The following is a 25,196-nucleotide window of genomic DNA, read 5'->3' as shown; positions in this document are numbered from 1 at the left end:
AAAATACGGTAAGTCAAACGTTTTAATTTATGACGCCAAACTCGCAAGCAGAAAAATTAACAATCCGGCGTTGCTTGAGAATACCAAAACTGCCAATTTGACTTAAAACCAACACCAATTTTACTAAGAGTTTTGTAAAAATGTTAAATATCGTTAAAACTGTAACACTAATTTTTTAGTTCAGACCAATTTAGCATTAAATTTGTCAGATGATAATCCCAAATAGAAATGAATAATAAGATGAAGAATACCTTAAAAAAACTAATGCCTTTTGTAGTCACCGGCGTTATTTCCGGAGCAACCGTTTTCGGAGCGAGTCAATATTTCGATCAGGACAACAGCAAAGAAGATTACTCCTATTTCACTACGGCTTCCAATAAATCAGCTTTTGCGAGCATAGGTTCTGCGGTGGCCGACGATTTTGTAAAAGCTGCAAAAACTACGGTTCCCGCTGTTGTAACCATCAAAAATTATCAGGATCGCGCGCAAACGATGCCCGACATCGATATGTTTGAGTTTTTCTTTGGCCCTTTGGGACCTAACCAGCAAAGACAGAAGCAAGCGCCTAAAAACATGCCTTCCGGTTTAGGTTCTGGAGTCATCATCTCGCCAGACGGTTACATTATTTCCAATAATCACGTGGTTGCAGGTGCCAATAAATTGGAAGTTGTTTTGAGCAACAAGAAAACCTACATCGCCACGTTGGTCGGTACAGATCCCAATACGGATATTTCTCTTTTAAAAATTGAAGAAAATGGTTTGCCTTATCTCAATTTTGCCAACTCCGACTTGGCAGAAGTGGGGCAATGGGTTTTGGCTGTAGGGAATCCGCTCGGGCTCAATTCTACTGTCACAGCGGGGATCATATCGGCAAAAGGAAGAAGCATCGATATCCTAAGCCAACAATCGAGAACGCCGATCGAAAGTTTTATACAGACAGATGCAGCTATTAATCCCGGGAATAGCGGGGGTGCTCTTGTAAACGTCAACGGTGATCTGATCGGCATCAATACCGCCATCCAATCGAAAACGGGTTATTACGAAGGCTATGGTTTTGCAGTACCGTCGAACCTTGCCCGCAAAGTTGTGGAGGATATCAAGAAGTTTGGTTTGGTGCAACGAGGTTTTCTGGGCGTAGGAAGCTTGGATCTTTCTAATGCCCTGCAAGTAGAAGCCTACAATCAAAAAGAGAAGAAAAATTTGAAAACCGGCGACGGTATTTACGTTACCGAAGTGACCGAGAAAAGTGGTGCTGAAGATGCAGGAATAAAACCGGGCGATATTATTATAAAAATAGATAATACTTATATTAACGGTTTTTCTGATCTTTCGTTTATCATAGGAAGCAAGAGACCGGGCGACAAAGTAGCAGTGACGTACATCAGAAACGGAAAAGAAAATACCGTAAATGTGACATTGAAAGACCTCAAAGGCAGAACTTCGACCCGAAGCAAAGAGGATTTGACCGTCACTGAAAAAATCGGAGCGGAATTCGAACCGCTAAGTGAACGGGTAAAAACGGACTACGGTCTTGAAAGCGGCGTCATCGCAAAAAATGTTGTGGAAGGTAGTGAAATGGATAAAATTGGTGTGGTTGATAACTACATCGTGATGGAAATCAACGGAAAACCAGTGAATACGCAGAAAGATGTAGAAAAAATCCTAAACGGATATAAAGGCAACGTTCAAGTAAAATATGTGGACAGCTACGGCCGGATCACGACACGAGGTTTTAAAATGCCATAAAATCCTTTTAAAATAAAATAAGCAAAAAGGCCATTCTTATCAGGATGGCTTTTTCGATGACTGCATATTTTTAAAATCATCAGGGATTTTTTTTAGGCAGATTGGCTGTTAACTGCTCCGCTCCAACACGGAGAAGGTATTCACTACCTTAAGACTTTCTGAGTGTGGCTCGCGTTCCAGTTTTTCGGCATCAGTAATATCCCACAGCCCGCTATGATGCCAAATATGCGGGAAATCCCAATCCGGACGGTCAATAACCGGGTAGATACAGCATCCAAAAAAAGGAAGACCAGATTGACAAATAATTTCGCATTCATCTCGTATCATGGACAGCCAAGCGGGCCGATTTTGTCCTGGATGACTGGTTTCCGAGAGAACAATGGGCCTTCCATAATTAACAAAAACTTCCTCGATTAAAGAATGAAGACTTCGCCAAAGCGGATTCGATAGGGCAGTTTTCCGAACTGATAGTCGAAGTAAGCGTCGATCGGACCCGTATAAATCAATTTTTGATAGGGAATTAAATCGACGATATCTTTATAATTGGTGTTGAGCATAATGTGAATATTAGGGTGCGACAGCATATTTCTGAACATCTGCGTATAGCCATTTTTTGGCATTGCCTGATAGGTGTCTGTGAAATAGCGGTCGTCGCTATTGGTTCTCGTTGGCACTCTGGCAGTCACGGAAGCATCCAGTTCCGAGGGATCCAGATTCCACTGCTTTTTGGTGTAGCCACGGAAAAATTTTTCGTACAGTTCCTTTCCGACAGCGTTTACCACCACATCTTCCGAGGTCAAAACAGGTTTTCGAAGTTCCGCTTTTGAAGCCAGAAATTTCACTACCTCATCGGACGTCAGATTCCTTCCATACAGCTTGTTAATTGTTGTCAAATTAATAGGAATCGGAAGCAACTGCCCGTCTACACTGGCTAGAACTCTGTGTTCGTATGGACGCCATTGTGTGAATCTGGATAGATATCTGAACACTTCTTCTGAGTTGGTATGGAAAATATGGGGACCGTATTTGTGAATCAGAATCCCTTCTGTGTCATAAAAATCGTATGCATTACCGCCAATATGATCCCTTTTATCCACAATTAATACTTTTTTTCCCGCCTCCGCCAGTCTTTCCGCTAAAACCGAACCTGCGAAACCACATCCTACAATTAAAAAATCATACATATTTTTGGCTGCTTTTTTTGACATTGTTAATTAATAGATTCATTTTTTCGAAAGTGTTGTCCCAAGACTCGTTTGCAAGGAAATCATCCACCTTCATAAGCCATTTTTTTCTGCACTTTTTAGTCAGTTCTTTTTCGGCATACGCAATAAAACTATCCGCGCTGTCGGCAATATAAACGAGATTGGCTTCGCCATAGGGTTTTATAACATCTTTTATCGGCGTCGAAATGACAGGAAGACCGGCCGCAAGATACTCAGGCGTTTTGGTGGGGCTGATGAATTCTGTAGATTCATTAATCGCAAACATTACCATTGCAATATCCCAGTGACGCATATAATCCGGTAATTCCGAATATTTTTTGGGACCTAAATAATGAATATTTTGAGCTTTCGGCAAATCCTTTTTATCAATTTTCACCACCGGACCGATGATTACAAAATGCCAATCGGGTCTACTAAAAGCTATTTCCCGCAATAGTTCAATATCAAACCGCTCATCGATGACGCCATAAAATCCGAGTCTCGGATGGGGAATGTTTTTTTGATCTTGAGGATCGGGAGTATTTCTTCTGGCAGCCAGAAAATGTTCCTTATCGATACTGCTTGGAAAAGGATGGATATTGTGATGCCTATTTTTTTTGGCCTGATAGAGCGTGTAGCCACCAGTAAAAACAATATCTGCTTTCTTAAAAAGCTGCTCTTCCAACTCTAATAATTGCGGAGGTGCAAAGCGAAAGGCAGAAAGCTCGTCCATTGAATCATAGATAGTTACGGCGGGTTTCAGATGAGAAGTATATTCCAAAGCCATAGGAGTATAATACCAGCAGTAATAATTACTAATATGTTGATCTGCAAGAATTTTGTTAACCAATTTTTTTAGTCTCAGATTTCGATTCTCACAATCGTCCGACAGGAACATCTGAATAATGGAAATACCGTCTTGCAATTTAAGTTCGTAGAAATCGGAAAGCCCACTTCGCGGCTCTTCGAAATAAAAAACTTTATTTTGCTTGGCAAATCGGGTTAGTAAATGCTGCGGACGTTGATAAACGAAATTCCATTGCAGGTGGCTAAAACATAATATATTGTTCATACATTTATAGGTATTTGATAGAAATTATAAAAAATAATCACTATATAGAGGAATTTATATAGTTCTTAAGAATATACTATATCAAACAAAAAAAAGACCAATCTATAAATAATAAACATATTCCTATTTTATCCAAATTTTACTTTATATTTTTTGTAAATTAAATTTTATTTAAGAATATTTTTACCTAAAAAATACATTATCGTTAAAAAAAACAACTTAAAAGTAGCGAATAAATTATAAAAAGAAAATCACAGCGCTATAAACCCCCATGCTGGCACAAAAAAACCACCCTAAAAACTTAGAGTGGCTCAAGAACTTATTGGAAAATTTTTATTTGCTTTTCGTAAACTCTACATAGACTGCAACATCTACATCTTTGGCAACGCCGGCACCCGTTGGGTCGTAGCTGATGTTGTAATCCAGTCGGTTGATTTTAAACATCGTCTGGAAACCCATTTTGTCGTTGCCTCGTTGATCCTTGGTTTTCCCGCCATATACAGCAGTTACAGTGATGGGTTTTGTAACATCTTTAATCGTCAGGTTCCCGGTTAGGAGATAGTTGTTTCCTTTGGCTTTTTTGACGGAGGTGCTTACAAATTTCATTTCCGGATACTTTGCCGTGTCAAAAAATTCGGCACTTTTCAAATGCGTGTCACGCATTTCTACTCCGGTATTGATTGAATTGGTATACACCGTAAAATCAAATTTCGCGTCCGTAAGATCCTCGGCAGGAGTTACGACTTTTCCTTCAAACTTGTCGAAACGGCCTTGCACATAGCTGATTCCCATATGTTTGATATTGAAATTGAAAGAAGAATGCATCGGATCTACATTCCAAGTGGTTTGTGAAAAACCAAAAACGCTGAAAGCAGCGAATAAAAATGATAAAAATAACTTTTTCATAATGGTAACGTTTATTTGTTTGAAACTCATATAGCAAATTTAAATCCAAAAAGGATTTTATCGATTGATGTAGATCAATAAAAGTTTTATGACCAAAAAAAACTATTTTTGCTGCATTCAAAATTCAAAAATGAACCCCGGAACCGTTTTATTATTTTTCGTATTTGCTTATTTTATAGGGCTTTTGGTCATCGCGTATTTCACAAGTCGCAATTCCGACAACCAGTCGTTTTTCATCGGCAACAAGAAGAGTAAATGGTGGCTGGTGGCTTTCGGGATGATCGGTACCTCACTTTCGGGTGTCACTTTTATTTCCGTTCCCGGCACGGTGGGCAAGATCACGGCGGGCGACTATCCCTTTGGCGGCTTCGAATATTATATGATGGTGATTGGTTTTTTCATCGGCTATTTCATCGTGGCTTTTGTCTTGCTTCCGTTGTATTATAGGATGAATCTGACTTCGATTTACACCTATCTGGGAAAAAGATTCAACGTAGAAGCGCACAAAATTGGTTCCATTTTCTTCATCATTTCCCGATCGATCGGTGCCACGGCGAGGTTATATCTGGTCGTAAACATTCTCCAGATTTTCCTACTGGAGAATCTCGGCGTTCCCTTCTGGCTGACGGCTTTTGTATTATTACTGATGATTTTGCTCTACACTTTCGAAGGCGGAGTGAAAACGATTGTAATTACCGACACCCTGCAGACATCGTTTATGATCATCAGTTTGATTGCCTGCATCGTTTATATTTTATCAAATTTGAATCTGTCTTTCGGCGAAGCCTACTCAATTTTGGAGCAAAAGCAATACACGCATTTGATCAATTCCGATGTCAATTCCAAAACATTTTTCCTGAAAACCCTTCTGGGCGGGATGTTCATCACAATCGCGATGACGGGTCTCGACCAAGAAATGATGCAGAAAAACATCTCCGTAGACAATCTGCAAAACTCTAAAAAGAATATGCTCACCTTTGCCGGAACTTTACTTATCGTGAATTTGGCCTTCCTTTTTTTAGGTGGTTTGCTTTACCTATTTGCATTGGAAAACGGGGCCGTTTACGGCGATGGAGCCTTTGGGTTCAGAGATTCTGCGGGCCAAATCAAGAATATTATGGGCGACGACCTTTTCCCGGCCTTGTCTTTGGGGCATTTTCCGCTGGCACTTTCTATTATTTTTATTATAGGATTGGTCTCCGCCTTGTTTCCCTCTGCTGATGGTGCTTTGACGGCAGTTACGAGTTCCTTCTGCGTCGATCTTTTAGGAATGAATGAAGACCAGCAAAAAACCGAGAAGCAAAAGAAAAGACTGAGAATGAAAATCCATTTAACCTTCACCGTCATTTTCTTTATATTAATAATGATTTTTAAAGCGCTGAATGACAAGTCCATTGTATATCTGATAATGGAAATCGCGGGTTACACTTACGGACCGCTTTTGGGATTATTTGCTTTCGGAATTTTGACGAAATTTACGATCGAAAAAAAATACGCCATCTTGGTCGTAACACTTCTTGCGCCGGTTTTGACTTATCTGATTAACCTTTTTGTGACCAATAATACGGATTACAGAATTGGCGTGGAACTGATTATTCTAAATGGATTTTTGACGTTTTTGGGATTGTGGTTGGTGCGGAAAAAATGAATTATTTTCAATTGTAATTTAAGAAGGAAAAATTATAAAAATATTTGTGCATAAAGTTTATTTACAAACCGAAAAAAATCATCGGTTTTGGAGCAAATATTGTTTTTAATCTTAGGAATGTTTAAAGAATTCAAAATTTTACAAAAATGAAAAATCTGATTAAAATATTGGCGCTCGTAGCAATACTCGCAAGCGTAAAGACCATTGCCCAAAATCGACCGGTTCTCGACATTATGCTTACCAATTACGAATATCCCTACGAAGTTCATTTCCAGAACTTTAAAAGCCAAAACCAAGATCTGAAAATGGCGTATATGGACGTAAAACCCGAGAAACCGAACGGAAAAACGGTGGTTCTGCTGCACGGCAAAAACTTCAACGGCGCCTATTGGAAAACGACCATTCAAGCTTTGACCAAAGATGGTTTCCGAGTCGTAGCGCCCGATCAAATTGGATTTGGGAAGTCGTCAAAACCTACGGATTATCAATATTCCTTTCAGCAATTGGCACAGAATACAAAAGCGATTTTGGATGGTTTAAAAATAGATAAAATAGCCCTGCTCGGCCATTCGATGGGCGGAATGGTTGCGACAAGATTTGCGCTGATGTACCCAGAAATGGTAGAAAAACTGATCTTAGAAAATCCGATCGGGCTGGAAGATTGGAAGCTGGTGACGCCCTATGTTTCCATCGACGAGAACTACAAAACCGAACTGAAATCCAACTACGAATCGGCCAAAAAATACCAACTCAATTTCTATTATGACAACCGTTGGAAACCGGAGTACGACGAATGGGTGTACCTCTTGACAGGCTGGACGAAATCTCCCGACTATCCTATAGTTGCTTTGGTAAACGCCAAAACTTCGGATATGATTTTCACGCAGCCGGTAGTCTATGAATTCCAAAACTTGTCCGTTCCAACGTTGTTAATCATCGGAACTCGCGACAGAACGGCAATCGGTAAAAACAATGTGAAAGATCCTGCTGTTGCAGCAAAAATGGGGCAATATCAAATCCTCGGAAAAGAAACCCAGAAAAAAATCAAAGGTTCAAAACTGGTTGAATTAGAAAATGTGGGACACCTGCCACACATCGAAGTGTTTGACCAATTCATCAAACCGTTGAAAGAATTTTTGAACTAAACTTTGCCGGAATCCATCATTCAAAATTCTTTAGAGATTAAAGCTTGTCGGATTCTATTTCTGATATCCGTAATATCTTGCCCCTTTTAGAACGGGATTTTCGGTTTCAATTTTTAGCAGTCCAAAACCTTTATAATGCGGATTGACCGAGGTGTGCAACTGTTTTCGGTGTAACTTTTCATAGGTTTCGAAATCTATGGCAAGTCGGCTGTTCAGTATTTCAAAGAGATTCCATTTTTCTACGATGGATTGCCACTCCCGCGAAACTTTGCCAACGAAGACTTTGGATTTGGAGCCGCTGCCGTATGCCAAGAACCCGATTTCCCGATCTGCCAACTCTTCGTTCTCGTCGAAGGAAGTTTGCAAAGCTGAGAATAGCGCCATAAAAATAGAAGCCGTGTACATATTCCCTATTTCGGACGAAGCGCGCTGAGATTTTTCGATTTTCTCATTAATGAAATCGATGTAATCTTGAGATTTGGCAATTGCTTTTTGTTTTTCTGCATCGGAATAATCCAAATGATTTTCCGAACTGTAGATCTCGGTAAAAACTCTTTTCCCGTGAAAGGCGTATGGGAGGTGGAAAATCAGATATCGCCAATCTTCGTAAGGGCGCACAGTGAAGGTCTGCTCTTTGTAATGTTCATAAGCTTCGCGAATCCTATCTTGATAGCATTGGTTTGAATATTGCCCGTCGAAAATAGGCTCGTCTGTAAACACTTCAATTTTGTCGGGAAAATTTTCCGGCGCGTTTGGGAAATCGGCTTTAGAAAAGTGACGTCGCGGTTTGAAGAAATCGAAGACGCTTTCTGTGGCTACACCCCAATTATTATTGATCTCCAGCAACCTCGGATTGGCGGAAACCAATAATGCGACCGCACCGGCGCCTTGCGTATATTCTCCGGAAGAAGCCAACTCATATTTGGCATAATCGCTGGCAATGACGACCGCTTTTTTAGCAGGATTTGCTCGCACAAAATCCAGACAATTGTGCAAGGCATCCACTGCTCCCACGCAGGCAAAAGTGATATCCACAACATCGCAATTTCTGAAACTTCTTTCGCCAAATACTTCGGCCAAGAATTCTTCTACCATTTGGACGGCGTACGTTGCGGTTGGTTTTGCAGCATCCAAAGCACTTTCTGTTCCGAGATAAACTCTTGATATTTCTTTCGGATCGAGATGGTAATCCTGAATTAACTTAAGCAAAACTTCTGCTGCGAAAGTTGCTGCATCCTCGTGAACATCGGGCAAAGCCATTTTGCGCAAGCCCAAGCCTTTTTCCAATTTTGCAGGTTCTATTCCTCTTTTCTCAGCAAGATCTTTGATTTCTAAATATAAAGAAGGCACATAAAAACTGGCAGCATCCACTCCAAATTTCATCATTTTCAAAAATTATTTAAGACACGAATTTAGAGATTTTCTGGCGGATTTGGGTGTGTTTTGTGGGAAAGTTTTGGGAAAATTAAGCTACAGAATTAAACCGCAAAAGTCACAACAGTTTTATCGATTATTTAAAGCTGAAAAAAGCAAAATGATAAAATTACCCATTTGAAAATCTTTTAACATTGTCTTTTGTAACTTTTATGGTTGAAAAAATAGAAACCCCGCTAATAAATATCAGCGAGGTTTTCTTCATATCAAAATCAAGTCAATCCAATCTTGTATCCTCAGAGCCACGTTTCGTCGTGCTGAGAAATGTCCAAACCAATATCTTCGGAATCTTCCGTAACTCTTAAAGGAATAATCATATCGGTAAGTTTATATAAAATCAACGATCCTAAAAATGTAAAAGCAGAAACCAAAACCAAGGCCATCATATGATGTGCAAACACCCTAAAACCGCCGTGAAGAAGACTTGCATTCTCTCCTTGAGCCAGGATGGCTGTCAGAATCATCCCCATAATCCCACCAACGCCGTGGCACGCGAAAACATCCAAGGTGTCGTCCACTTTTTTCAGCCGCTTCCAGTTGACCATCAGATTTGATACAATAGAGGCAATAAATCCGATGAATATAGCATTGGGAATCGTCACAAAACCTGCAGCCGGCGTAATCGCGACCAATCCGACAACCGCTCCGATACAAGCGCCTAAAGCAGAAACCTTGCGGCCATTGACCCGATCGAAAAATATCCAAGACAGCATCGCCGTTGCAGAAGCAACCGTAGTCGTCCCGAACGCCATTGCCGCCGTTGCATTAGCTGCCAAAGCAGAACCGGCGTTGAAACCGAACCATCCGAACCAAAGCATTCCTGTTCCGAGAATTACAAACGGAATATTGGAAGGCTCGTGGTGCGGGTTTTTTCGTTTTCCAATCATCATAGCGCCGGCCAAAGCGGCAAATCCTGCACTCATATGAACCACCGTACCTCCTGCAAAATCCTTAACACCGAAATATTTATTCAGTAATCCGTCCGGATGCCAAACCATGTGACAAAGCGGCGTATAAATGAAAAGGCTGAAAAGCACCATAAATAATAAGTAGGAAATAAATCTTACGCGCTCTGCAAAAGATCCCGTAATAAGAGCCGGCGTAATAACAGCGAATTTCATTTGAAATAGTGCAAATAACACAAACGGAATGGTAGAAGCCATTCTGCTGTGCGGCAACACGCCTACATTATTAAAAAATAAATGCGTGGTGGGATTACCGATCAAGCCGTAATGAATCCCATTAACGGTGATTCCCAAAGGCTCGCCAAAAGCTAAACTGAAGCCGACGAGCACCCAAAGAATACTAATAACGCCCAAAGCAATAAAACTCTGCAACATCGTTGAGATCACGTTCTTCTTCCCAACCATCCCGCCATAGAAAAAAGAAAGTCCCGGCGTCATCAATAAAACCAAACCGGAAGATGCTAAAATCCATCCCACATCGGCGCCTACGATACTATCGGCGCCAAGAAAAGTGCCCGGAGACGGCATCGAGATCTGCGCGGGCCAGAAGAGAGCGGCGATAGAAACAGTACTAATGATAATGAAAGTAACAATCCAACGGTTTTCGATTTTCATTTTTATGGCTATGTAATATTTTGACCCTACAAATATATAGGGTTAATTTTAAAAAACATAGAATTTTCCTGCCGCGACCCAAGAAATTTTGCAGATTATAAATAAATGGTGAAAAACACACCACATTAATAGGCAGGCATTAGTTTTGCAGTAGAATCAAAAATAATCAAAATGAGATCAGATATCCCAAAAGCAGACAGCGAAACCAATAGAAGTCCGATGATTTTAATTATCGTGATAGTAGCCTTATTTTTGATAGGCTATTTAGTCTATATGATGTTTATTCCGCAGCAAGTGGAAAACATGAACAAAACAGAAAATATACAACCCCAACAAAGTGTCAAAGATTCCATTTAGGAGTCTTTTTTAATTCAAATTTTTAATGAATATGCTTCTCGGCGTGATAAGAACTTCGTACCAACGGCGAACTTTCCACGTGTCGGAATCCTAAACTTCGGGCAAAATCCCGGTACTCATCGAATTCTTCCGGGGTGATGAAACGTTTCACGGGGAGGTGTTTTTTTGTAGGCTGAAGATATTGTCCGATTGTGATGACGTCCACATTGGCATTTCTGATGTCCTCGATGGTTTGGAAAACCTCGCCTTTCGTTTCGCCCAAGCCCAGCATCAGGCCGGTCTTTGTACGGTTTTGCCCGGCTTCTTTCAAATATCTCAATACTTCCAGACTGCGTTCGTATTTGGCTTGGATTCTCACTTCTCGGGTCAGGCGTTTTACTGTTTCCATATTGTGAGAGATCACTTCTGGCGCCACTTCCACCATTCTGTCCAGATGTTTTGTAATGCCCTGGAAATCCGGTATCAAGGTCTCCATCGTAGTTCCGGGAGCGATTCTGCGAACCGCGTTCACCGTTTCTGCCCACAGGATGGAGCCCATATCTTTGAGATCATCGCGGTCTACGGAAGTCAAGACCGCGTGTTTGATTTTCATTAATTTAATAGAGCGGGCAACTTTTTCCGGCTCGTCCCAGTTTACATCCAAGGGTTTTCCCGTTTTCACGCCGCAGAAGCCGCAACTCCTTGTACAGATGTTTCCCAAAATCATAAATGTTGCGGTTCCCTCGCCCCAGCATTCGCCCATATTGGGGCAGCTTCCGCTTTGGCAGATGGTGTTCAGTTTATATTTATCTACCAGATGTCTCAGTTCGCGGTAGTTTTGTCCGGTGGGCAATTTGACGCGGATCCATTTGGGTTTCTGACTTATTTCTTCTTCCATTTTGATTTTTTTTTAATTTAAAAATCCGTTTCGTCTGCTTTTAATAATTCGGCCAAGATTTTTTTGGCACGCATGATTCTCACTTTGGTGTTGGCAACGGAGAGATTGAGCTCCTCTGCAATTTCTTTGATACTTTTTTCCTCAAAAAATCGGAGCCGGATGACGTCCTGATTCTTCGCATCCATTGTTTCTATGATTTTGATGATCTTTTGCCGGTCTTCTTCCGAGATTAGCAATTCCTCGGGCGATTTTGCAAAGTCATTTTTCAGATCTTGGAGATCGGCGTTTGGATCTTCGTTTCCTCGGCTTCGCTTTCTCCAAAAATCGATAATAGTGTTTTGAGCAATTGTCAGAATCCAAGTTTTGAATTGGAAGCTGGGATCGTACAGATCCAATTTATTTAGGATTTTTGAAAATACCGAAACGGTAATCTCGTCGGCATCATTTTCATCCTTCACTTTATTCATCACAAACGAGAACACATCGACCCAAAAATAATTTATGAGCTGCGTTTGAGCCTTTTGATCTCTGTCTCGGGCTTTCTTGATAAGAGCGGGCAACTGGTCTTCTTTCATTTTAGACTCACAAAGATAAGGATTATAATTAAAAAAGACAGATTGCTGAAGATCGAGAAATTCTATAATTGGGAAGCAGTGTATTTTATTTAAATAACATTCGTCTGGATCAATTATTTTAAAATCATTACTTTTACAGGCTCAAATTTAGCAACAGAAAGACAGTCAATTGATTAATAATCAGTATTTTAAAATTGGGGACGATTTTAAAATAATGGATTCTAACTGGCGCATTTTCCAATCTATGTAAAAAAAGAACTTATGAACAATCCAATCCAATTTTATAAATACCAAGGCACAGGAAACGATTTTGTGCTGATCGACAACCGCGATTTGAAATTCCCAAAAAGCACCGAACTCATTGAAAAACTCTGCGACCGGCGTTTCGGAATCGGTGGCGATGGTCTCATTCTTCTTGAAAATAGCGACAAAGCGGACTTCAAAATGGTCTATTACAATTCCGACGGTAGAGAAAGTACGATGTGTGGCAACGGCGGAAGGTGCATCGCGGCATTTGCTCATTTTTTAGGAATTTTCGAGAGCAAAACGTCTTTTCTCGCCATCGACGGGCTGCACGAAGCTGAGATCAAAAACGGGATCGTAAAGCTAAAAATGTCGGATGTCAATCAAATTTCTTCGCAAGGAAAGGACTTTGTGCTCAACACGGGTTCGCCGCATTACGTGAAGTACGTGGAAACGTTAAATAATTATAAAGTTTTCGAAAATGGTAACGAAATCCGAAATTCTGAAACTTATAAAGAAGGCGGTATTAATGTCAACTTCGTGGAAGTCCTATCCGAGAGGCAATTGTTTGTAAGAACGTATGAACGCGGCGTGGAAGACGAGACCTACAGTTGCGGGACAGGCGTTACCGCTGCGGCTTTAACTTTTATGAATAAAAACCATCAAACCTCGGTGGAGGTAAAGGTTTTGGGCGGGGAACTGAAGGTGTATGCCGAGAAAAACGGCGACGGTTTCTCGGACATTTGGCTGGAAGGTGCGGCAGATCAGGTTTTTAAAGGGGAAATTAATATTTAGAAAAAAGCCTGCCTTTTAATTTAAACAATGAAAAAAATAATTCTTATCCTATTTGTTATCGCAATCGTTATTCTCGGATTTTTCGGGATTAGATTTTATAATAAATATATCGGAAATAACGTAGCAAAAGAAGGATTTGTACTGATTCCTCATCGCGCTGCGGCACAACAAATATTAGATTCGATTTCGCCTTATATTAAAAACAAAGATTATTTTAAAAGCGTAGCCGAAGAGAAAAAGCTCAGCCAAAACTACCGGGCAGGAAGATATGAAATGAAGTCGGGAATGAGCAACCGCGAAATCGTCAATATGATCTTGGCAGGCAATCAAACGCCGAATTCCTTCCGAATCAAAGATTTTGACGACGTCTATCAAATGCTGGGCAGGGTAACTAAAAAAACCGAGATTGACTCTGCGACTTTTGCCAATGAATTGAATAAAATCGCCATCCGCAAAGGTTATAAAAACGCGGAAGATCTCAAGAAATATTTCTTCAACAACACTTATGAATTCTTTTGGACCGTAACGCCAACGGAATTCTTCGAGAAATTTGAAACCGAATATAAAAACTTCTGGACAGCGGAAAGAATTGAGAAAGAAAAACGATCGGGGCTTACGAGAGATCAGATTTATGCCTTGGCTTCGATCGTTTACAGAGAATCCGGCGGAAAACCCGACGAGCAGAAAACCATCGCCGGCCTGTATTTGAATCGTTACAGAAAAGGCATGAAATTGCAAAGCGACCCCACGGTGATCTACGCCATCAACAAGGCGAGCAACTTCAGCAGAAAGATCAAAAGACTTTATTACAAAGACCTAACAATAGAGTCGCCTTACAATACTTATGCGAACAAGGGCATCCCGCCGGGACCCATTTGTATTGTGGACAAGAGTTCTCTGAATGCCGTTTTGGATGCCGACGATCATCATTACATTTTTATGTGCGCCGATCCCGAAAAACCGGGATATCACAAATTTACAGACAATGCAGCGGAGCATGCCCTAAACGCGAAAGCCTACCAAGAATGGCTGGATCGAAAAGAAATAAAATAAAAGAGCAAGTGCTCATCAACAATAAACAATGAAAAGAACGGAAATTGTCAATGTAATTCGAAAAAGAGCTTTTGGCTTGGCTTTCACGATAGGAGCAGCCAGTTTTGTAATGGCTCAGCAGAAAGTAAGTATCTCAGGCAGCGTCAAAGATGCCAACGGCGCAGTGGGATATTCTTCTATCACTTTTAAAAACACACAGAATGCACAATGGAGCGATGCGGCGCTGGCAGATGCGGAGGGCAAATTTAAATTGGAACTGGTACCCGGCACGTATGAAGTCAGTATCGACGCTATTGATTACAAAAAATTCAGCCAAACCATCAAAATTGAAAAAGCTGGATCTATTGCACCATTCGTCATCGTTTCTTCGGGCAAAGCCAATCTTGATAATACTACCGACATCCAAGGAGTCGTGATTACCGCGCCATCTACGAAGCCTTACAAAGTGGAACTCGATAAAAAGACCTATGATCCGTCTCAGGATATCGTGAGCAAAGGAGGGAATCTCCAAGATGTTCTATCAAATGTTCCGTCTGTTTCTGTGGATACCGACGGCACTGTGTCGATGAGAGGGAATTCGAATATCAGATTTTTAATCAACGGCAAGCCATCCTCGTTATTAGGCATTGATGATGGCGCAGATGCACTGAAATCGATACCGGCAGATCAGATCGAAAAAATTGAAGTCATCACCAATCCATCGTCCAAATTCGAAGCAAGCGGAACGGCGGGAATTCTAAATATCATCCTTAAGAAATCTTCGAAGATGGGCTTCAACGGTAGTGTAGAAGGAACTCTGGGCTACCTTCCCAACACGAGACTCAACACAAGTCTCAGCTGGAAAAAAGGCGCATGGACTTACTATATCAACGGAGGCGGAAGCTACAACAGAAATAAATCCAAAAACAACTCGACCTACAACTATATATTGGATCCTTCTACTTTAGCAGATAATGCAAGTCTATACACCGATCAGCGGGGAGAAACGAAAAGCGAAAGCAAAAACTATAATGTAAACAGCGGTTTCGTGGTGGATCTTACAGAAAAATCCTCCTTGAATGCTTCGGTGATGTTCAGAAGTTTCGAAAACGAAGGGACGGAAACTATTAAAACTGAGGACAGGATCATCAACCAAAATACGGCAGATCCCAATCTTCCTGCGTATACGTTCTTAGACAAAAATTCTTTACGCATCAACGAATCGCTGCGGGACAACAATTCGTTTCAAGCAGATCTCGGTTTTGATCAGAAAATTGGAGACAAAGGTCAGCTGCTGAGCCTCGCTACGAGTTACCAAACCAATAAAACCAACAGTTCGGGCGTCATTGACCAAACAAGTTTTACCAGCGACGGTAGCAGCCAAGCCACCATCAATAATACCTTGAATGATTCCAAAAATACCACATTCCTAGCCAAGGCCGATTACGAGCTGCCCATTGGCGAAGCTTCCAAATTGGAGGCCGGCGCCCGATATGATTCAAACAATAATGATTACAGCTATTTTGTCAATCAAAGCATAGACGGCAGTCCTCTGGAAACGCTCGACAGATTCACCAGCGACACCCGTTACGATGAAAAAATATCGGCAGCCTATTCCCAATTCCGAAGTAAAATCGGAAACTTGGGATATCAATTGGGCTTGCGCGCAGAAAACACAAATGTGGATGTAAGTTTCAAAAGCTTGGAGACTGCCGAACTGGTAGAGGTGTCGAAAAATTATACAGGCCTTTTCCCCAGCGTATTTTTAAGTTATAATCTGGATAAAAGCAATCAGATATTATTGAACTATTCGAGAAGAATCAACAGACCGCGCTCTTGGTTTCTGATTCCCTTTACGTCTTTCGGAAACGACAGAAGTTTGTTTTTGGGGAATCCGGACCTTAATCCGACCTACGAAAATTCATTTGAACTCGGTTACAGCCTATCTAAAAGTAAAATTGTTTTTAATCCCACGCTGTACTTCAAAAAATCGCAAGATGAAGTCAATTTTTATCAGTACAACGGCTTAGACTCGCAAGGCTCCACGGTTCTGTACAGAATGCCGGTAAATGCCGGCTCGGAGACCAATTATGGTCTGGATCTTAATGCTACTTATGACCCTTTCAAATGGTGGAGAATTATGGGTAACATAGATTTGTATGGTTACAGCAATTCCGGTTCGTACAACGAGTTCAGTTACGATGGCGAAGGATTCTCATCCAGAATAAGACTTACCAGCACTTTCCGCCCCGATAAAAAAACGTCTTTCCAAATACAAGGTTTTTACCGAGGTCCGGAAACGACGGCCAGTATGGATAGAGACGCGATGTATGCCATCAATTTCGGAGCCACAAGAACCGTCCTCAAAGGCGATGGTACCCTTGCCTTCAACATCCAAGATATTTTTAACACAAGAGCCAGAGAGAGCACCACCCTGGCACCCAGCTACGAACAATATCAGTATATGCAGTGGAGTCCGAGACAGTTTTCGATATCCTTTACGTACCGTTTCAAACAAGGAGAAAAAATTGAATTACAGAAAAAGAAAATAGACATCAACGCCAATGCACCCGGGGGCGAGGATATGCCTCCAATGTAAGTTTAGTACTCTTTAATTTAAAATCAACAGTCCTCGGTAAAATCATTTACCGGGGATTTTTTGTGCAGTCTGCTATTTCCCTTGCTGCCTTGACGAATTGCTGATTTCATCAAGAAGATTTTATTGAAATTTCGACACGAACTGAGGAGAATTGGTGAAGGATTACAAAAAAATCCGTCTCGCTACAAATAGGAAGACGGATTTTAATGATTATAAAAATAAAATCATCTTAAACGCTCTAATTTTTCTTCTCCTTCAGTTCCTCCTTGTCTTTATCGGAAGGATTCCAAACTTTGACCTCCGCATCTTTACCTATTCCGGAAAGTATCTGAACGTTGATCCCATCGCTGGCACCCAATTTCACGTAGGTTTTTTTGAAACTTCCGTTGGGTTGCTTCACTTCTACGAAGGCTTTGTCTTGGCCGCCGGCGGCTTTTTCATATTGTATCAGCGACTCATCCAGAAGCAGGGCATTTTTCTGAGAACTCAACAAGATCTCGCCATTGGCACTGAAGCCTGCGCGGATATATTCTCCCGTTTTGTTGTAAACATCGCCTTCCACTGCAAATTTTATGGTTCCGCTTTCTTCTTTTCCTTTGGGCGCAATCAAAGTCAATTTGCCGGGGAAAGTTTTGTTCTGCAATGCGCCGATGATCACATTCATATCCATTCCTTGTTTCAGTTTTCCGGCTTGCGCTTCGTCTATATCACCTTTGAAGATTAATGAATTGAGATCCGCAATAGAACAAATCGTTGTTCCCGCATTGAAGGAGTTGGCCTCAATAACTTGGCTGCCCACCTTTACGGGGATTTCCAAAACGGTACCGGCTGCTTTTGCCCGCACTTGCGTGGTAGCCATACTTTCCAACTCCGGTGTGGCACCGGTTCGCACGATTTGCAATTGTTTTTGCGCGGCATTCAAACTTTGAAGCGCCAGTTTTTGCTGTTGGATAGTGGTCTGCAGCTGTTGCTCGGCCGTGATGTATTCTTGTTTGGAAATGACCCCTTGCTTGTAGAGCTTCGCCTGCATCTCGTATTGCTGCCGCTGGTTCTGAACATTGACATTCGCATTCGCAACCTGAATCTGGGCATTATTCACCTGCATCAGAGCGTTATTAACCTCCGTGATATTGGGCACAATTCTGATTGTTGCGATGAGTTGGCCGGCTTGCACCTTATCGCCTTCTTTCACATTAATACTTTGAATGATTCCCGCAATATTGGGCTTGATTTCGATTTCTTCGCGCGGTTCTATCTTGCCGGTGGCCATCACTTTATCGTCCAGATTCTGGATCGTTGGCTTTCTCGTGAGGAACACTTCGTTTTCTGCAGAATTAGATTTGATGAGATAGCCGATGCCTACTACCACAGCCGCCACGAATAGCAAACCCAGAAATATATAAAGGGCTCTTTTGACAGTAAATTTCTTTTTTTCCATTATAATAGAAATATAGTTTTTGAATTGGGTTAATATTAATTGTTATTCTGTTCTCAGGGCTTCGATTGGGCGGATTTTTACCGCTCTTTGCGCGGGAATCAGTCCGATCAATAGACCTAGGAAAATCATAATGGCCATCGCCACAAATACGTTTCCGTAATCGACTCTCGGATTGGAGAACGGGAAATTATCATTGTTCATCGTTGCAATATTAAGGATGATGAGCAGGAAGATGCCGGACAAAAAACCCAATAATCCCGATGATAAAGTGATAACCACACTTTCCAGCAAAATCTGATTGCGCACCTCAGCCGGCTTGGCGCCCAGAGCTCTTCGGATTCCTATCTCTTTAGTTCTTTCTTTGACGGTAATCAATAAGATATTGGAGATGGCGATCACGCCGGCCAAGATCGTCAAAGTTCCGACGGTGATGGTGAGCAGCTGCATTCCTGTGAGAAATCCTGTAACTTTTTTGAATTCTTTAGCCAGATTGAAACTGCCAAACGCATTGGTATCTTCCGGAGATACGTGGTTGATTTTTTTGAGTTCATCTTTCACTTTGGTTTCTATGACCGCCGCTTCTGCATTGGGCTTGCCGACGATGGCTAAAAAACCGACTTTATCACCTTCATTATATAGTCCGGCATAGGTAGAAAACGGAATGTAGGCCGAGTGGTCGTTCTCCATTCCGCCATTTCTCGATACACGAAAAACGCCGATGACTTTAAAAAAAACACCTTTTAAATTGACCGATTTGCCGATTGGATCTTCATTTTTCTTGGCATCGAAAAGATTTTTGTAAATCTCCTCTCCGATCACGATGACATTTTTTTTGTCCCGAATATCCGCATCATTAATATATCTTCCGAATAGCAATTTCTTCTTAGAAATCTTGTTACCCACAGGATAATCGCCGGTAATCATATAAGTATTTTTCAGTCCGTTTCTGGAAATCTGCTCGCCGGCGCTACCAAAATTTCCTCTTACGCTTTGGGGCGAAATGTAATCTATCTCCGGGATTTTTTTGGAGATGTAATCGATGTCTTTCAGATGCAGATCCATCTTTCGGCCCTTAGCAAAACCATCATACGGAATATTGGTACTTTGAGGCCATAGAAAAATAGAGTTGGTGGCAAAACCGGAAAATAATTTATTAAACCCGTTCTCCATTCCCTTGGCAGCACCCAAAAGGCTGACGTACAAAAACATACCCCATCCCACGCCTATCATCGTAAGAAAAGTTCTCAGTTTATTGTTCCGAAGGGAATAATAAATCTCTTGCCAGGTATCTCGTTTGAAAAGTATATTCACGTTCTTTTGGGATGAATTTTAATTTTATCTCTTAATCGTTTCTTAAGGCCTCAATGGGTTTTATTTTTGATGCTCTGTATGCCGGCACAAATCCGGCAATAGAGCCTGCAAAGACGAGGCAGAAAAACGCAACGGCAATCAGGCCCCATCCTACGGAAGGATCGGTGATAAAATAATCCTCCAGATTGTTCCCGATCAACTTCAGTGCTAAAACACCCAGCCCCACGCCCACCAAGCCGGAAATGACCGTAATCACGATACTTTCCTGCAAAATAAGCGCTACGATTTCTGCCGGTTTTGCGCCGATCGCCTTTCTAACTCCAATTTCCTTGGTTCTTTCCTTGACGATGTAAACCATAATATTGCTGATGCCAATGACCCCTGCCAGCAAAGTCCCAAGTCCAATGAAGCCCACTACTGCTGTAATCACAAACAAGAAAGCAAAAGAATCCTGAGTGTTTACAGCATTATTGCTAACCCGGATTCCCTGCGGGTCGTCGGGTGATATTTTGTGTTTTGCCTTAATCTTTTTCTCTAATTCCTCACCATATTTTACGCCCTCCTCCGGTGTCATATTCGGATTATAAGAAAGCATAACGGTGCTCACGGTGTCCGAGCCTTTTTTCAGCTGCTGCAGGGTAGAAAGCGGAACGGAAATGTGCCGCTCGTCCCAATCGCCGCCGGGATCCGAGAAAACCCCCACTACTTTGAACATCGTCCCATTGATGTTCAGATCTTTGCCGATGGGATTGCCGTCCCGTATCAAATCTCGCCAGACCATTCTTCCTATGGCGGCCACATTTTGCTTTAGTTCATTATCCCGCTCTGTGATATATCGCCCATCGATCATTGTGCGGTTCTCCAGAAATTTTTCATCGCCCCAAACGCCATTGACCTGATAGTTACCGCTTTCTTTGCCATATTTCACCATCAGATTGGTTTGGTATCGGGGCGATGCATATTCCAATTTGCCTTCACTTTCTTTCACCACCGCATCGAAATCGTCGTTACGCAGCGTGATAGTTCTGTCCGATTGCAATCCTGCGTAGGGAAGCGTGGTTTTGCCGCCAAAGATCATTATCAAGTTGGTCGCATCTCGGGTAAATGCCTTTGCAAAAGAATTATTGAGACCATTTCCTATCCCGAATAAAACAATGAAAATGAAGAGACCAAGCGCCACCGTAAAACCGGAAAGTATCGTCCGCAATACATTACTGCGGATGGAACTGAAGATTTCTTGCCAGCGGTCTATATCGAACATCCTTTTTTAATGGTTAATGGTTAATTGTTAATGGTTAATTGTTAATGGTTAATTGTTAATGGTTAATGGTTAATGGTTAATGGTTAATGGTTAATGGTTAATTGTTAATTGTTGTTGAGGGTTATAGAATGATCTGCTTTATGTACGTGTCGTTTTCTATTTTGCCATCTTTCAAGACGACATTTCTCTTGGTTTGTGCCGCCACATCAGGCTCGTGCGTTACCACCACAATGGTTTTTCCTTCATTATTAATATCCTGAAGCAGTTTCATAATATCGTACGTGGTTTTCGAATCCAGCGCACCGGTTGGCTCGTCGGCAAGGATCAGTTTCGGGTTCGAAATCAAGGCTCTCGCAATCGCGACTCTTTGTTTTTGCCCGCCGGAAAGCTCACTTGGTAGATGTTCTGCCCATTCTTTGAGGCCTACTTTCTCGAGATATTCCAGCGCTTTTCTTGTTCTCTCTTTTCGAGAAACATTTTGGTAATAGAGAGGAAGCGCCACATTTTCCAAAGCCGTTTTATAATTGATCAAATTAAATGACTGAAAGATGAAACCGATGAACCGGCTTCGGTATTCTGCCGCTTTTATTTCTGTAAGATGCTTGATGGGAACGCCGTCCAACTCATAAATGCCGTCATCTGCCTCGTCCAAAATCCCGATGATATTAAGCAAAGTCGATTTTCCAGAGCCGGAACTTCCCATAATAGACACAAACTCACCTTCATTAATCGTCAAATTAATACCCTTCAGCACGTGCAATTTGTTCTTGCCTATGTCGTAAGATTTGTTGAGATCTTGTATTTTCAGAATCGGATGAGACATTATGGGGAATTTACATTATAAGTAAATCATACAGCGGAATTGTTACAACTCTAAAAAATTATTTTGAATTTTAAATTAAATAAGCTTTGAAAAAAAATTCGCAGTTGGCGTAACATTTCTGCATTTCCGAAGTCTTATTGTATATAATTTTTCCTTTATGTTCAAAAAAGTTTTTTGTATTTCGCTCTTGTGTTTTGGGATATTGGGATTTTCTCAGAAGAAATGGACCATTCAGGAATGTGTGGATTATGCGATCAAAAATAATCTGCAGGTTCAGGCGCAGGCTTTCAACAAAGATGTGCAGGCAAAAAATCTTGAAATGGCAAAAAGAGAATATCTCCCGGCAGTGTCCGGCACATTGTCAAACAATGCCAATTTTGGACAGACCTTGATCGGAACAAGCAGCATCCGGAACGACAGCTATACCAACAGTGCCAACGTGGGTGCCAGCATCTTGGTTTACAACAACCGAAGACTTGAGAAAACGGTGAGAAAGACAAGCTTCGACGTGGATGCAAGCCTGCAAGATATTGAAACCATTAAGAATAATATCGCCCTTCAAATTGCTCAGCAATACCTAAATGTAATGCTGAACAGGGAAATCAAAAAGATCTCTGAAAGCGCTATGGAAAGCGCACAGAAGTCTTATGACCGTGCAAAGATCACGACCGAGATCGGCACAACGGCTCAAACGGTTTTGGCAGAAGCTGCCGCATCGCTCGCACGAGAAAAGCAGAACGTGCAAACGGCGCAGATCAATATAGACCAAGCTTTGTTTGCAATGGCTCAACTCCTCCAACTCCAGGATTATAAATCTTTTGACGTCGTCGATATACCCGTTCCCGATGAACTGATGCCTCAGACAGAAACCGTGGAAGAAGTTCTCAACATCGCGTATGCTTCTCAACCGGTTATCAAAGCGGCAGAAATAAGAATAAAAGCCGCCGAAGCACAAACCGAAGTGGTCAAAACGAATTTTTATCCGACGGTGACGGCAACGGCAGGATTGGGAAGCTTCTACAACAATCTTTTGAATAAAAACACTGTTGGTTATCAAATGGATCCGGCCACCGGCGCTGTGATGGGAATCGAAGAAAGAAGCTTAACGCAGCAATACGGCGATAATTTCAGTCAGCAATTAAGCTTATCTGCCAATATTCCGATTTTCAATAAAGGGATTACGAAACTGCAGGTGGAGCAGACCAAAATCAATGAGCTGGTTGCCAAAAATAATTTGGATCAACAAAAATTCCAGTTGAAGCAGGATATTCAGCAGGCGCAGTTCAATGCGGATTCCAACTATCAAATTTATATCGCGGCAAGAGAAGCAGAGCGGAGCACAAAGCTGGCACTTGATTTTGCAACCAAAAGCTATGATGCCGGCCGCTCTACCATCTACGATATTGCAATTGCCAGAAACAATTATGCAAATGCGCAAGGATCTGTGGCTCAGGCAAAATACAACTATCTGTTCAGCATCAAAGTTCTGGATTTCTACGCAGGAAGGGGCATTTCGCTTTAAATGTTAAAAAACGTGAAGTCAATCTTCGCGATTTTTTCCAAATCTAAATATTTTTTTCTTGCGACTTTGCGCCAAAATCTTCTTAAAATTATTGCAAAATTCCTTATCTTTGAGGGATGCAGACCTTCGGAAAAGATTTATTGAGAGATATAAAACAAGCGGAATTACTGGGCGAGAATGCACACAAAATCTATTCGCCGCCGTACCGTCCGCTGTACAGTTATCAAGATATCCTGACGAAGAATCCCAAGTTGGCCGCGGTCAACATTCTTCTTTATCTTAAAAATAACGAATGGCATTTTCCCTTGATTGTGCGATCTCAAAACGAAAGAGATCGGCACAGTGGCCAAATCTCTTTGCCCGGCGGCAAGAGAGAAAAGGTGGATCTCGACTTCTCTCACACAGCAAAAAGAGAGACTTCCGAGGAGTTGGGAATCGATGAGCATTATGTGCGGATCATCCGCGAAATGTCGCCAATTTATATTCCCCCAAGCAATTTTTACGTTCATTCATTCATTTCTTTCACCAAAAAAAATCCAGAATTCTTCCTTCAAGAAAGTGAAGCGGTGGAGTTGATAGAATTTCCAATTTCATCATTACTGAGTCTCCCAAATCAACCAAAAAATATGGTTCTGCCTTCGACGCATGGAGCGGAAGTTCCCGTGATAGACTTCAACGGATACATTATTTGGGGTGCAACGGCGATGATTCTGAGCGAATTCGGCAACTTATTAAAAAATGTTTAATTTTGTAATCATAATTTTGGTTTTCTGAAGTTATAATTAACGATTGATGGCAAGAAAAAACATTTTTACCGATCCTTTTGGAAATATTTACATTCTCAAAAGACTCATTATTTTCATTTTGGGAATTGTGTCTTACAGAAGATTCAACGGATTCAATAAACTGAAAATCAAAGGAACTGAAAATCTCACCGATCTGCCCGATAGCAACGTGCTTTTTGTCTCCAATCACCAGACCTATTTTGCAGACGTGGCTGCGATGTATCACGTTTTTTGTGCGGTGAACAATGGTTTTCACAACACCATCAAAAATCCAATTTATCTTTTGAATCCTAAAACGGATTTCTACTATGTGGCTGCGGAAGAGACGATGAACAAAGGGATCTTGGCGAGAATTTTCAAAATTGCTGGCGCCATTACCGTCAAAAGAACTTGGCGTTCTGAAGGGAAAAATGTCAACAGGCTGGTAGATCTTGGGGAGATAGAAAATATTATGACAGCGTTAGACAATGGCTGGGTCATTACATTTCCGCAGGGAACCACTTCGGCGTTTGCACAAGGCAGAAAAGGGACGGCGAAATTGATTAAAAACCAAAGACCCATCGTCATTCCCATTAAAATCAACGGCTTCCGAAGAGCTTTCGACAAAAAAGGTCTTAAAATAAAAGTGACCGGCGTAAAACCGACAATGGAGTTCAAAGCTGCTTTGGATATTGATTATGATAACGAGTCGGCGGCTCAAATACTGGACAAAATAATGTATGCCATAGAGCAAACTCCGGAGCATAATCTGCTTCACGAGTACGATACAAAACTAAAGGAATCAAAATCTCAACCTACAAAAAACGACTCCTGAAAAAGAGCCGTTCTGGTTTGTGGTAGTT

22 protein-coding genes are annotated in these 25,196 nt (G+C 41.5%); 10 read left to right on the top strand and 12 right to left on the bottom strand.

The genetic code is table 11. From position 1 onward, the window contains the following. Positions 1-240: 240 nt before the first annotated feature. The gene (locus DTW91_RS10200) at positions 241-1,746 is read left to right on the top strand and encodes a trypsin-like peptidase domain-containing protein (protein ID WP_125203280.1); all 1,506 of its coding nucleotides are present in this window, start codon (positions 241-243) and stop codon (positions 1,744-1,746) included. A 143-nt stretch (positions 1,747-1,889) separates the two neighbouring features. On the opposite strand, the gene DTW91_RS12735 is transcribed toward DTW91_RS10200, so the two are convergent. The 4 genes from DTW91_RS12735 to DTW91_RS10185 form a co-directional block, all read right to left on the bottom strand. After that, entirely contained in the window at positions 1,890-2,063 is a 174-nt protein-coding gene (locus tag DTW91_RS12735; RefSeq protein WP_185144771.1) for a hypothetical protein, read from the bottom strand. A gap of 96 nt (positions 2,064-2,159) precedes the next feature. Then, a complete protein-coding gene (locus tag DTW91_RS10195) occupies positions 2,160-2,954 on the bottom strand; it encodes a UDP-galactopyranose mutase (RefSeq protein ID WP_228412705.1) in 795 nt (264 codons plus the stop codon). Then, positions 2,923-4,023, bottom strand: coding sequence for a glycosyltransferase family 1 protein (locus DTW91_RS10190; RefSeq protein ID WP_125203279.1), 1,101 nt, complete (start codon positions 4,021-4,023; stop codon positions 2,923-2,925). Before DTW91_RS10190 ends, DTW91_RS10195 begins: the two co-directional genes overlap by 32 nt. A 333-nt stretch (positions 4,024-4,356) precedes the next feature. Further along, a complete protein-coding gene (locus tag DTW91_RS10185; protein ID WP_125203278.1) occupies positions 4,357-4,929 on the bottom strand; it encodes a YceI family protein in 573 nt (190 codons plus the stop codon). 130 nt (positions 4,930-5,059) lie between these two features. Between DTW91_RS10185 and DTW91_RS10180 the strand changes: the two genes are divergently transcribed. Both DTW91_RS10180 and DTW91_RS10175 read left to right on the top strand, forming a co-directional pair. Next, positions 5,060-6,577, top strand: a complete 1,518-nt coding sequence (locus DTW91_RS10180; RefSeq protein WP_125203277.1) for a sodium:solute symporter — start codon at positions 5,060-5,062, stop codon at positions 6,575-6,577. A 146-nt stretch (positions 6,578-6,723) separates the two neighbouring features. Beyond that, positions 6,724-7,722, top strand: coding sequence for an alpha/beta fold hydrolase (locus DTW91_RS10175; RefSeq protein ID WP_125203276.1), 999 nt, complete (start codon positions 6,724-6,726; stop codon positions 7,720-7,722). A 54-nt stretch (positions 7,723-7,776) separates the two neighbouring features. Here DTW91_RS10175 and DTW91_RS10170 read toward each other — a convergent pair whose 3' ends face one another. Together DTW91_RS10170 and DTW91_RS10165 are read right to left on the bottom strand one after the other, a co-directional pair. Beyond that, positions 7,777-9,105, bottom strand: coding sequence for a hydroxymethylglutaryl-CoA synthase family protein (locus DTW91_RS10170; protein ID WP_125203292.1), 1,329 nt, complete (start codon positions 9,103-9,105; stop codon positions 7,777-7,779). A gap of 287 nt (positions 9,106-9,392) precedes the next feature. Continuing rightward, entirely contained in the window at positions 9,393-10,736 is a 1,344-nt protein-coding gene (locus DTW91_RS10165; RefSeq protein ID WP_125203275.1) for an ammonium transporter, read from the bottom strand. Positions 10,737-10,907: 171 nt separating this feature from the next. Between DTW91_RS10165 and DTW91_RS10160 the strand changes: the two genes are divergently transcribed. Beyond that, positions 10,908-11,093, top strand: a complete 186-nt coding sequence (locus DTW91_RS10160) for a hypothetical protein (RefSeq protein WP_125203274.1) — start codon at positions 10,908-10,910, stop codon at positions 11,091-11,093. A 22-nt stretch (positions 11,094-11,115) separates the two neighbouring features. Here DTW91_RS10160 and lipA read toward each other — a convergent pair whose 3' ends face one another. Then, positions 11,116-11,970, bottom strand: a complete 855-nt coding sequence (lipA, locus tag DTW91_RS10155) for a lipoyl synthase (RefSeq protein ID WP_125203273.1) — start codon at positions 11,968-11,970, stop codon at positions 11,116-11,118. Positions 11,971-11,987: 17 nt separating this feature from the next. Further along, positions 11,988-12,545, bottom strand: a complete 558-nt coding sequence (locus DTW91_RS10150; protein ID WP_125203272.1) for an RNA polymerase sigma factor — start codon at positions 12,543-12,545, stop codon at positions 11,988-11,990. A gap of 261 nt (positions 12,546-12,806) precedes the next feature. Between DTW91_RS10150 and dapF the strand changes: the two genes are divergently transcribed. From dapF to DTW91_RS10135, 3 genes are read left to right on the top strand one after another with little or no spacing between them, the layout of a single operon-like run. Beyond that, positions 12,807-13,583: a diaminopimelate epimerase gene (gene dapF / locus DTW91_RS10145; protein WP_125203271.1), complete on the top strand. Its 777-nt coding sequence runs from the start codon at positions 12,807-12,809 to the stop codon at positions 13,581-13,583. Positions 13,584-13,610: 27 nt separating this feature from the next. Next, a complete protein-coding gene (gene mltG / locus DTW91_RS10140; RefSeq protein WP_125203270.1) occupies positions 13,611-14,636 on the top strand; it encodes an endolytic transglycosylase MltG in 1,026 nt (341 codons plus the stop codon). Between the two features lie 28 nt (positions 14,637-14,664). Further along, positions 14,665-17,214: a TonB-dependent receptor domain-containing protein gene (locus tag DTW91_RS10135; protein ID WP_125203269.1), complete on the top strand. Its 2,550-nt coding sequence runs from the start codon at positions 14,665-14,667 to the stop codon at positions 17,212-17,214. 238 nt (positions 17,215-17,452) lie between these two features. Here DTW91_RS10135 and DTW91_RS10130 read toward each other — a convergent pair whose 3' ends face one another. The 4 genes from DTW91_RS10130 to DTW91_RS10115 form a co-directional block, all read right to left on the bottom strand. Continuing rightward, positions 17,453-18,652, bottom strand: a complete 1,200-nt coding sequence (locus tag DTW91_RS10130) for an efflux RND transporter periplasmic adaptor subunit (RefSeq protein ID WP_185144770.1) — start codon at positions 18,650-18,652, stop codon at positions 17,453-17,455. 42 nt (positions 18,653-18,694) lie between these two features. Next, positions 18,695-19,963, bottom strand: a complete 1,269-nt coding sequence (locus DTW91_RS10125) for an ABC transporter permease (RefSeq protein ID WP_228412704.1) — start codon at positions 19,961-19,963, stop codon at positions 18,695-18,697. 31 nt (positions 19,964-19,994) lie between these two features. Next, positions 19,995-21,224: an ABC transporter permease gene (locus DTW91_RS10120; RefSeq protein ID WP_125203267.1), complete on the bottom strand. Its 1,230-nt coding sequence runs from the start codon at positions 21,222-21,224 to the stop codon at positions 19,995-19,997. A 121-nt stretch (positions 21,225-21,345) separates the two neighbouring features. After that, positions 21,346-22,035: an ABC transporter ATP-binding protein gene (locus tag DTW91_RS10115; protein WP_125203290.1), complete on the bottom strand. Its 690-nt coding sequence runs from the start codon at positions 22,033-22,035 to the stop codon at positions 21,346-21,348. Positions 22,036-22,204: 169 nt separating this feature from the next. Here DTW91_RS10115 and DTW91_RS10110 point away from each other — a divergent pair, with 169 nt between their 5' ends. From DTW91_RS10110 to DTW91_RS10100, 3 genes are all read left to right on the top strand, one after another. Beyond that, on the top strand, positions 22,205-23,569 hold the full coding sequence (locus DTW91_RS10110; protein ID WP_125203266.1) for a TolC family protein: 1,365 nt from the start codon (positions 22,205-22,207) through the stop codon (positions 23,567-23,569). Positions 23,570-23,685: 116 nt separating this feature from the next. Continuing rightward, positions 23,686-24,315, top strand: a complete 630-nt coding sequence (locus DTW91_RS10105; RefSeq protein ID WP_125203265.1) for an NUDIX hydrolase — start codon at positions 23,686-23,688, stop codon at positions 24,313-24,315. Positions 24,316-24,361: 46 nt separating this feature from the next. Beyond that, a complete protein-coding gene (locus DTW91_RS10100; protein ID WP_125203264.1) occupies positions 24,362-25,168 on the top strand; it encodes a lysophospholipid acyltransferase family protein in 807 nt (268 codons plus the stop codon). Positions 25,169-25,196 lie beyond the last annotated feature (28 nt).

Origin of the sequence: Chryseobacterium sp. SC28 (genome assembly GCF_003932955.1) — a bacterium.
Lineage (GTDB): Bacteria > Bacteroidota > Bacteroidia > Flavobacteriales > Weeksellaceae > Epilithonimonas.
The sequence above is the reverse complement of the archived record's forward strand: the minus strand, read 5'-3'. Positions and strand labels throughout refer to the sequence as shown.

Coding starts and splice junctions, on each gene's coding strand:
- DTW91_RS10200 (WP_125203280.1), top strand. CDS start 241: ATGAAGAATACCTTAAAAAAACTAATGCCTTTTGTAGTCACCGGCGTT.
- DTW91_RS12735 (WP_185144771.1), bottom strand. CDS start 2,063: ATGAATGCGAAATTATTTGTCAATCTGGTCTTCCTTTTTTTGGATGCT.
- DTW91_RS10195 (WP_228412705.1), bottom strand. CDS start 2,954: ATGTCAAAAAAAGCAGCCAAAAATATGTATGATTTTTTAATTGTAGGA.
- DTW91_RS10190 (WP_125203279.1), bottom strand. CDS start 4,023: ATGAACAATATATTATGTTTTAGCCACCTGCAATGGAATTTCGTTTAT.
- DTW91_RS10185 (WP_125203278.1), bottom strand. CDS start 4,929: ATGAAAAAGTTATTTTTATCATTTTTATTCGCTGCTTTCAGCGTTTTT.
- DTW91_RS10180 (WP_125203277.1), top strand. CDS start 5,060: ATGAACCCCGGAACCGTTTTATTATTTTTCGTATTTGCTTATTTTATA.
- DTW91_RS10175 (WP_125203276.1), top strand. CDS start 6,724: ATGAAAAATCTGATTAAAATATTGGCGCTCGTAGCAATACTCGCAAGC.
- DTW91_RS10170 (WP_125203292.1), bottom strand. CDS start 9,105: ATGAAATTTGGAGTGGATGCTGCCAGTTTTTATGTGCCTTCTTTATAT.
- DTW91_RS10165 (WP_125203275.1), bottom strand. CDS start 10,736: ATGAAAATCGAAAACCGTTGGATTGTTACTTTCATTATCATTAGTACT.
- DTW91_RS10160 (WP_125203274.1), top strand. CDS start 10,908: ATGAGATCAGATATCCCAAAAGCAGACAGCGAAACCAATAGAAGTCCG.
- lipA (WP_125203273.1), bottom strand. CDS start 11,970: ATGGAAGAAGAAATAAGTCAGAAACCCAAATGGATCCGCGTCAAATTG.
- DTW91_RS10150 (WP_125203272.1), bottom strand. CDS start 12,545: ATGAAAGAAGACCAGTTGCCCGCTCTTATCAAGAAAGCCCGAGACAGA.
- dapF (WP_125203271.1), top strand. CDS start 12,807: ATGAACAATCCAATCCAATTTTATAAATACCAAGGCACAGGAAACGAT.
- mltG (WP_125203270.1), top strand. CDS start 13,611: ATGAAAAAAATAATTCTTATCCTATTTGTTATCGCAATCGTTATTCTC.
- DTW91_RS10135 (WP_125203269.1), top strand. CDS start 14,665: ATGAAAAGAACGGAAATTGTCAATGTAATTCGAAAAAGAGCTTTTGGC.
- DTW91_RS10130 (WP_185144770.1), bottom strand. CDS start 18,652: ATGGAAAAAAAGAAATTTACTGTCAAAAGAGCCCTTTATATATTTCTG.
- DTW91_RS10120 (WP_125203267.1), bottom strand. CDS start 21,224: ATGTTCGATATAGACCGCTGGCAAGAAATCTTCAGTTCCATCCGCAGT.
- DTW91_RS10110 (WP_125203266.1), top strand. CDS start 22,205: ATGTTCAAAAAAGTTTTTTGTATTTCGCTCTTGTGTTTTGGGATATTG.
- DTW91_RS10105 (WP_125203265.1), top strand. CDS start 23,686: ATGCAGACCTTCGGAAAAGATTTATTGAGAGATATAAAACAAGCGGAA.
- DTW91_RS10100 (WP_125203264.1), top strand. CDS start 24,362: ATGGCAAGAAAAAACATTTTTACCGATCCTTTTGGAAATATTTACATT.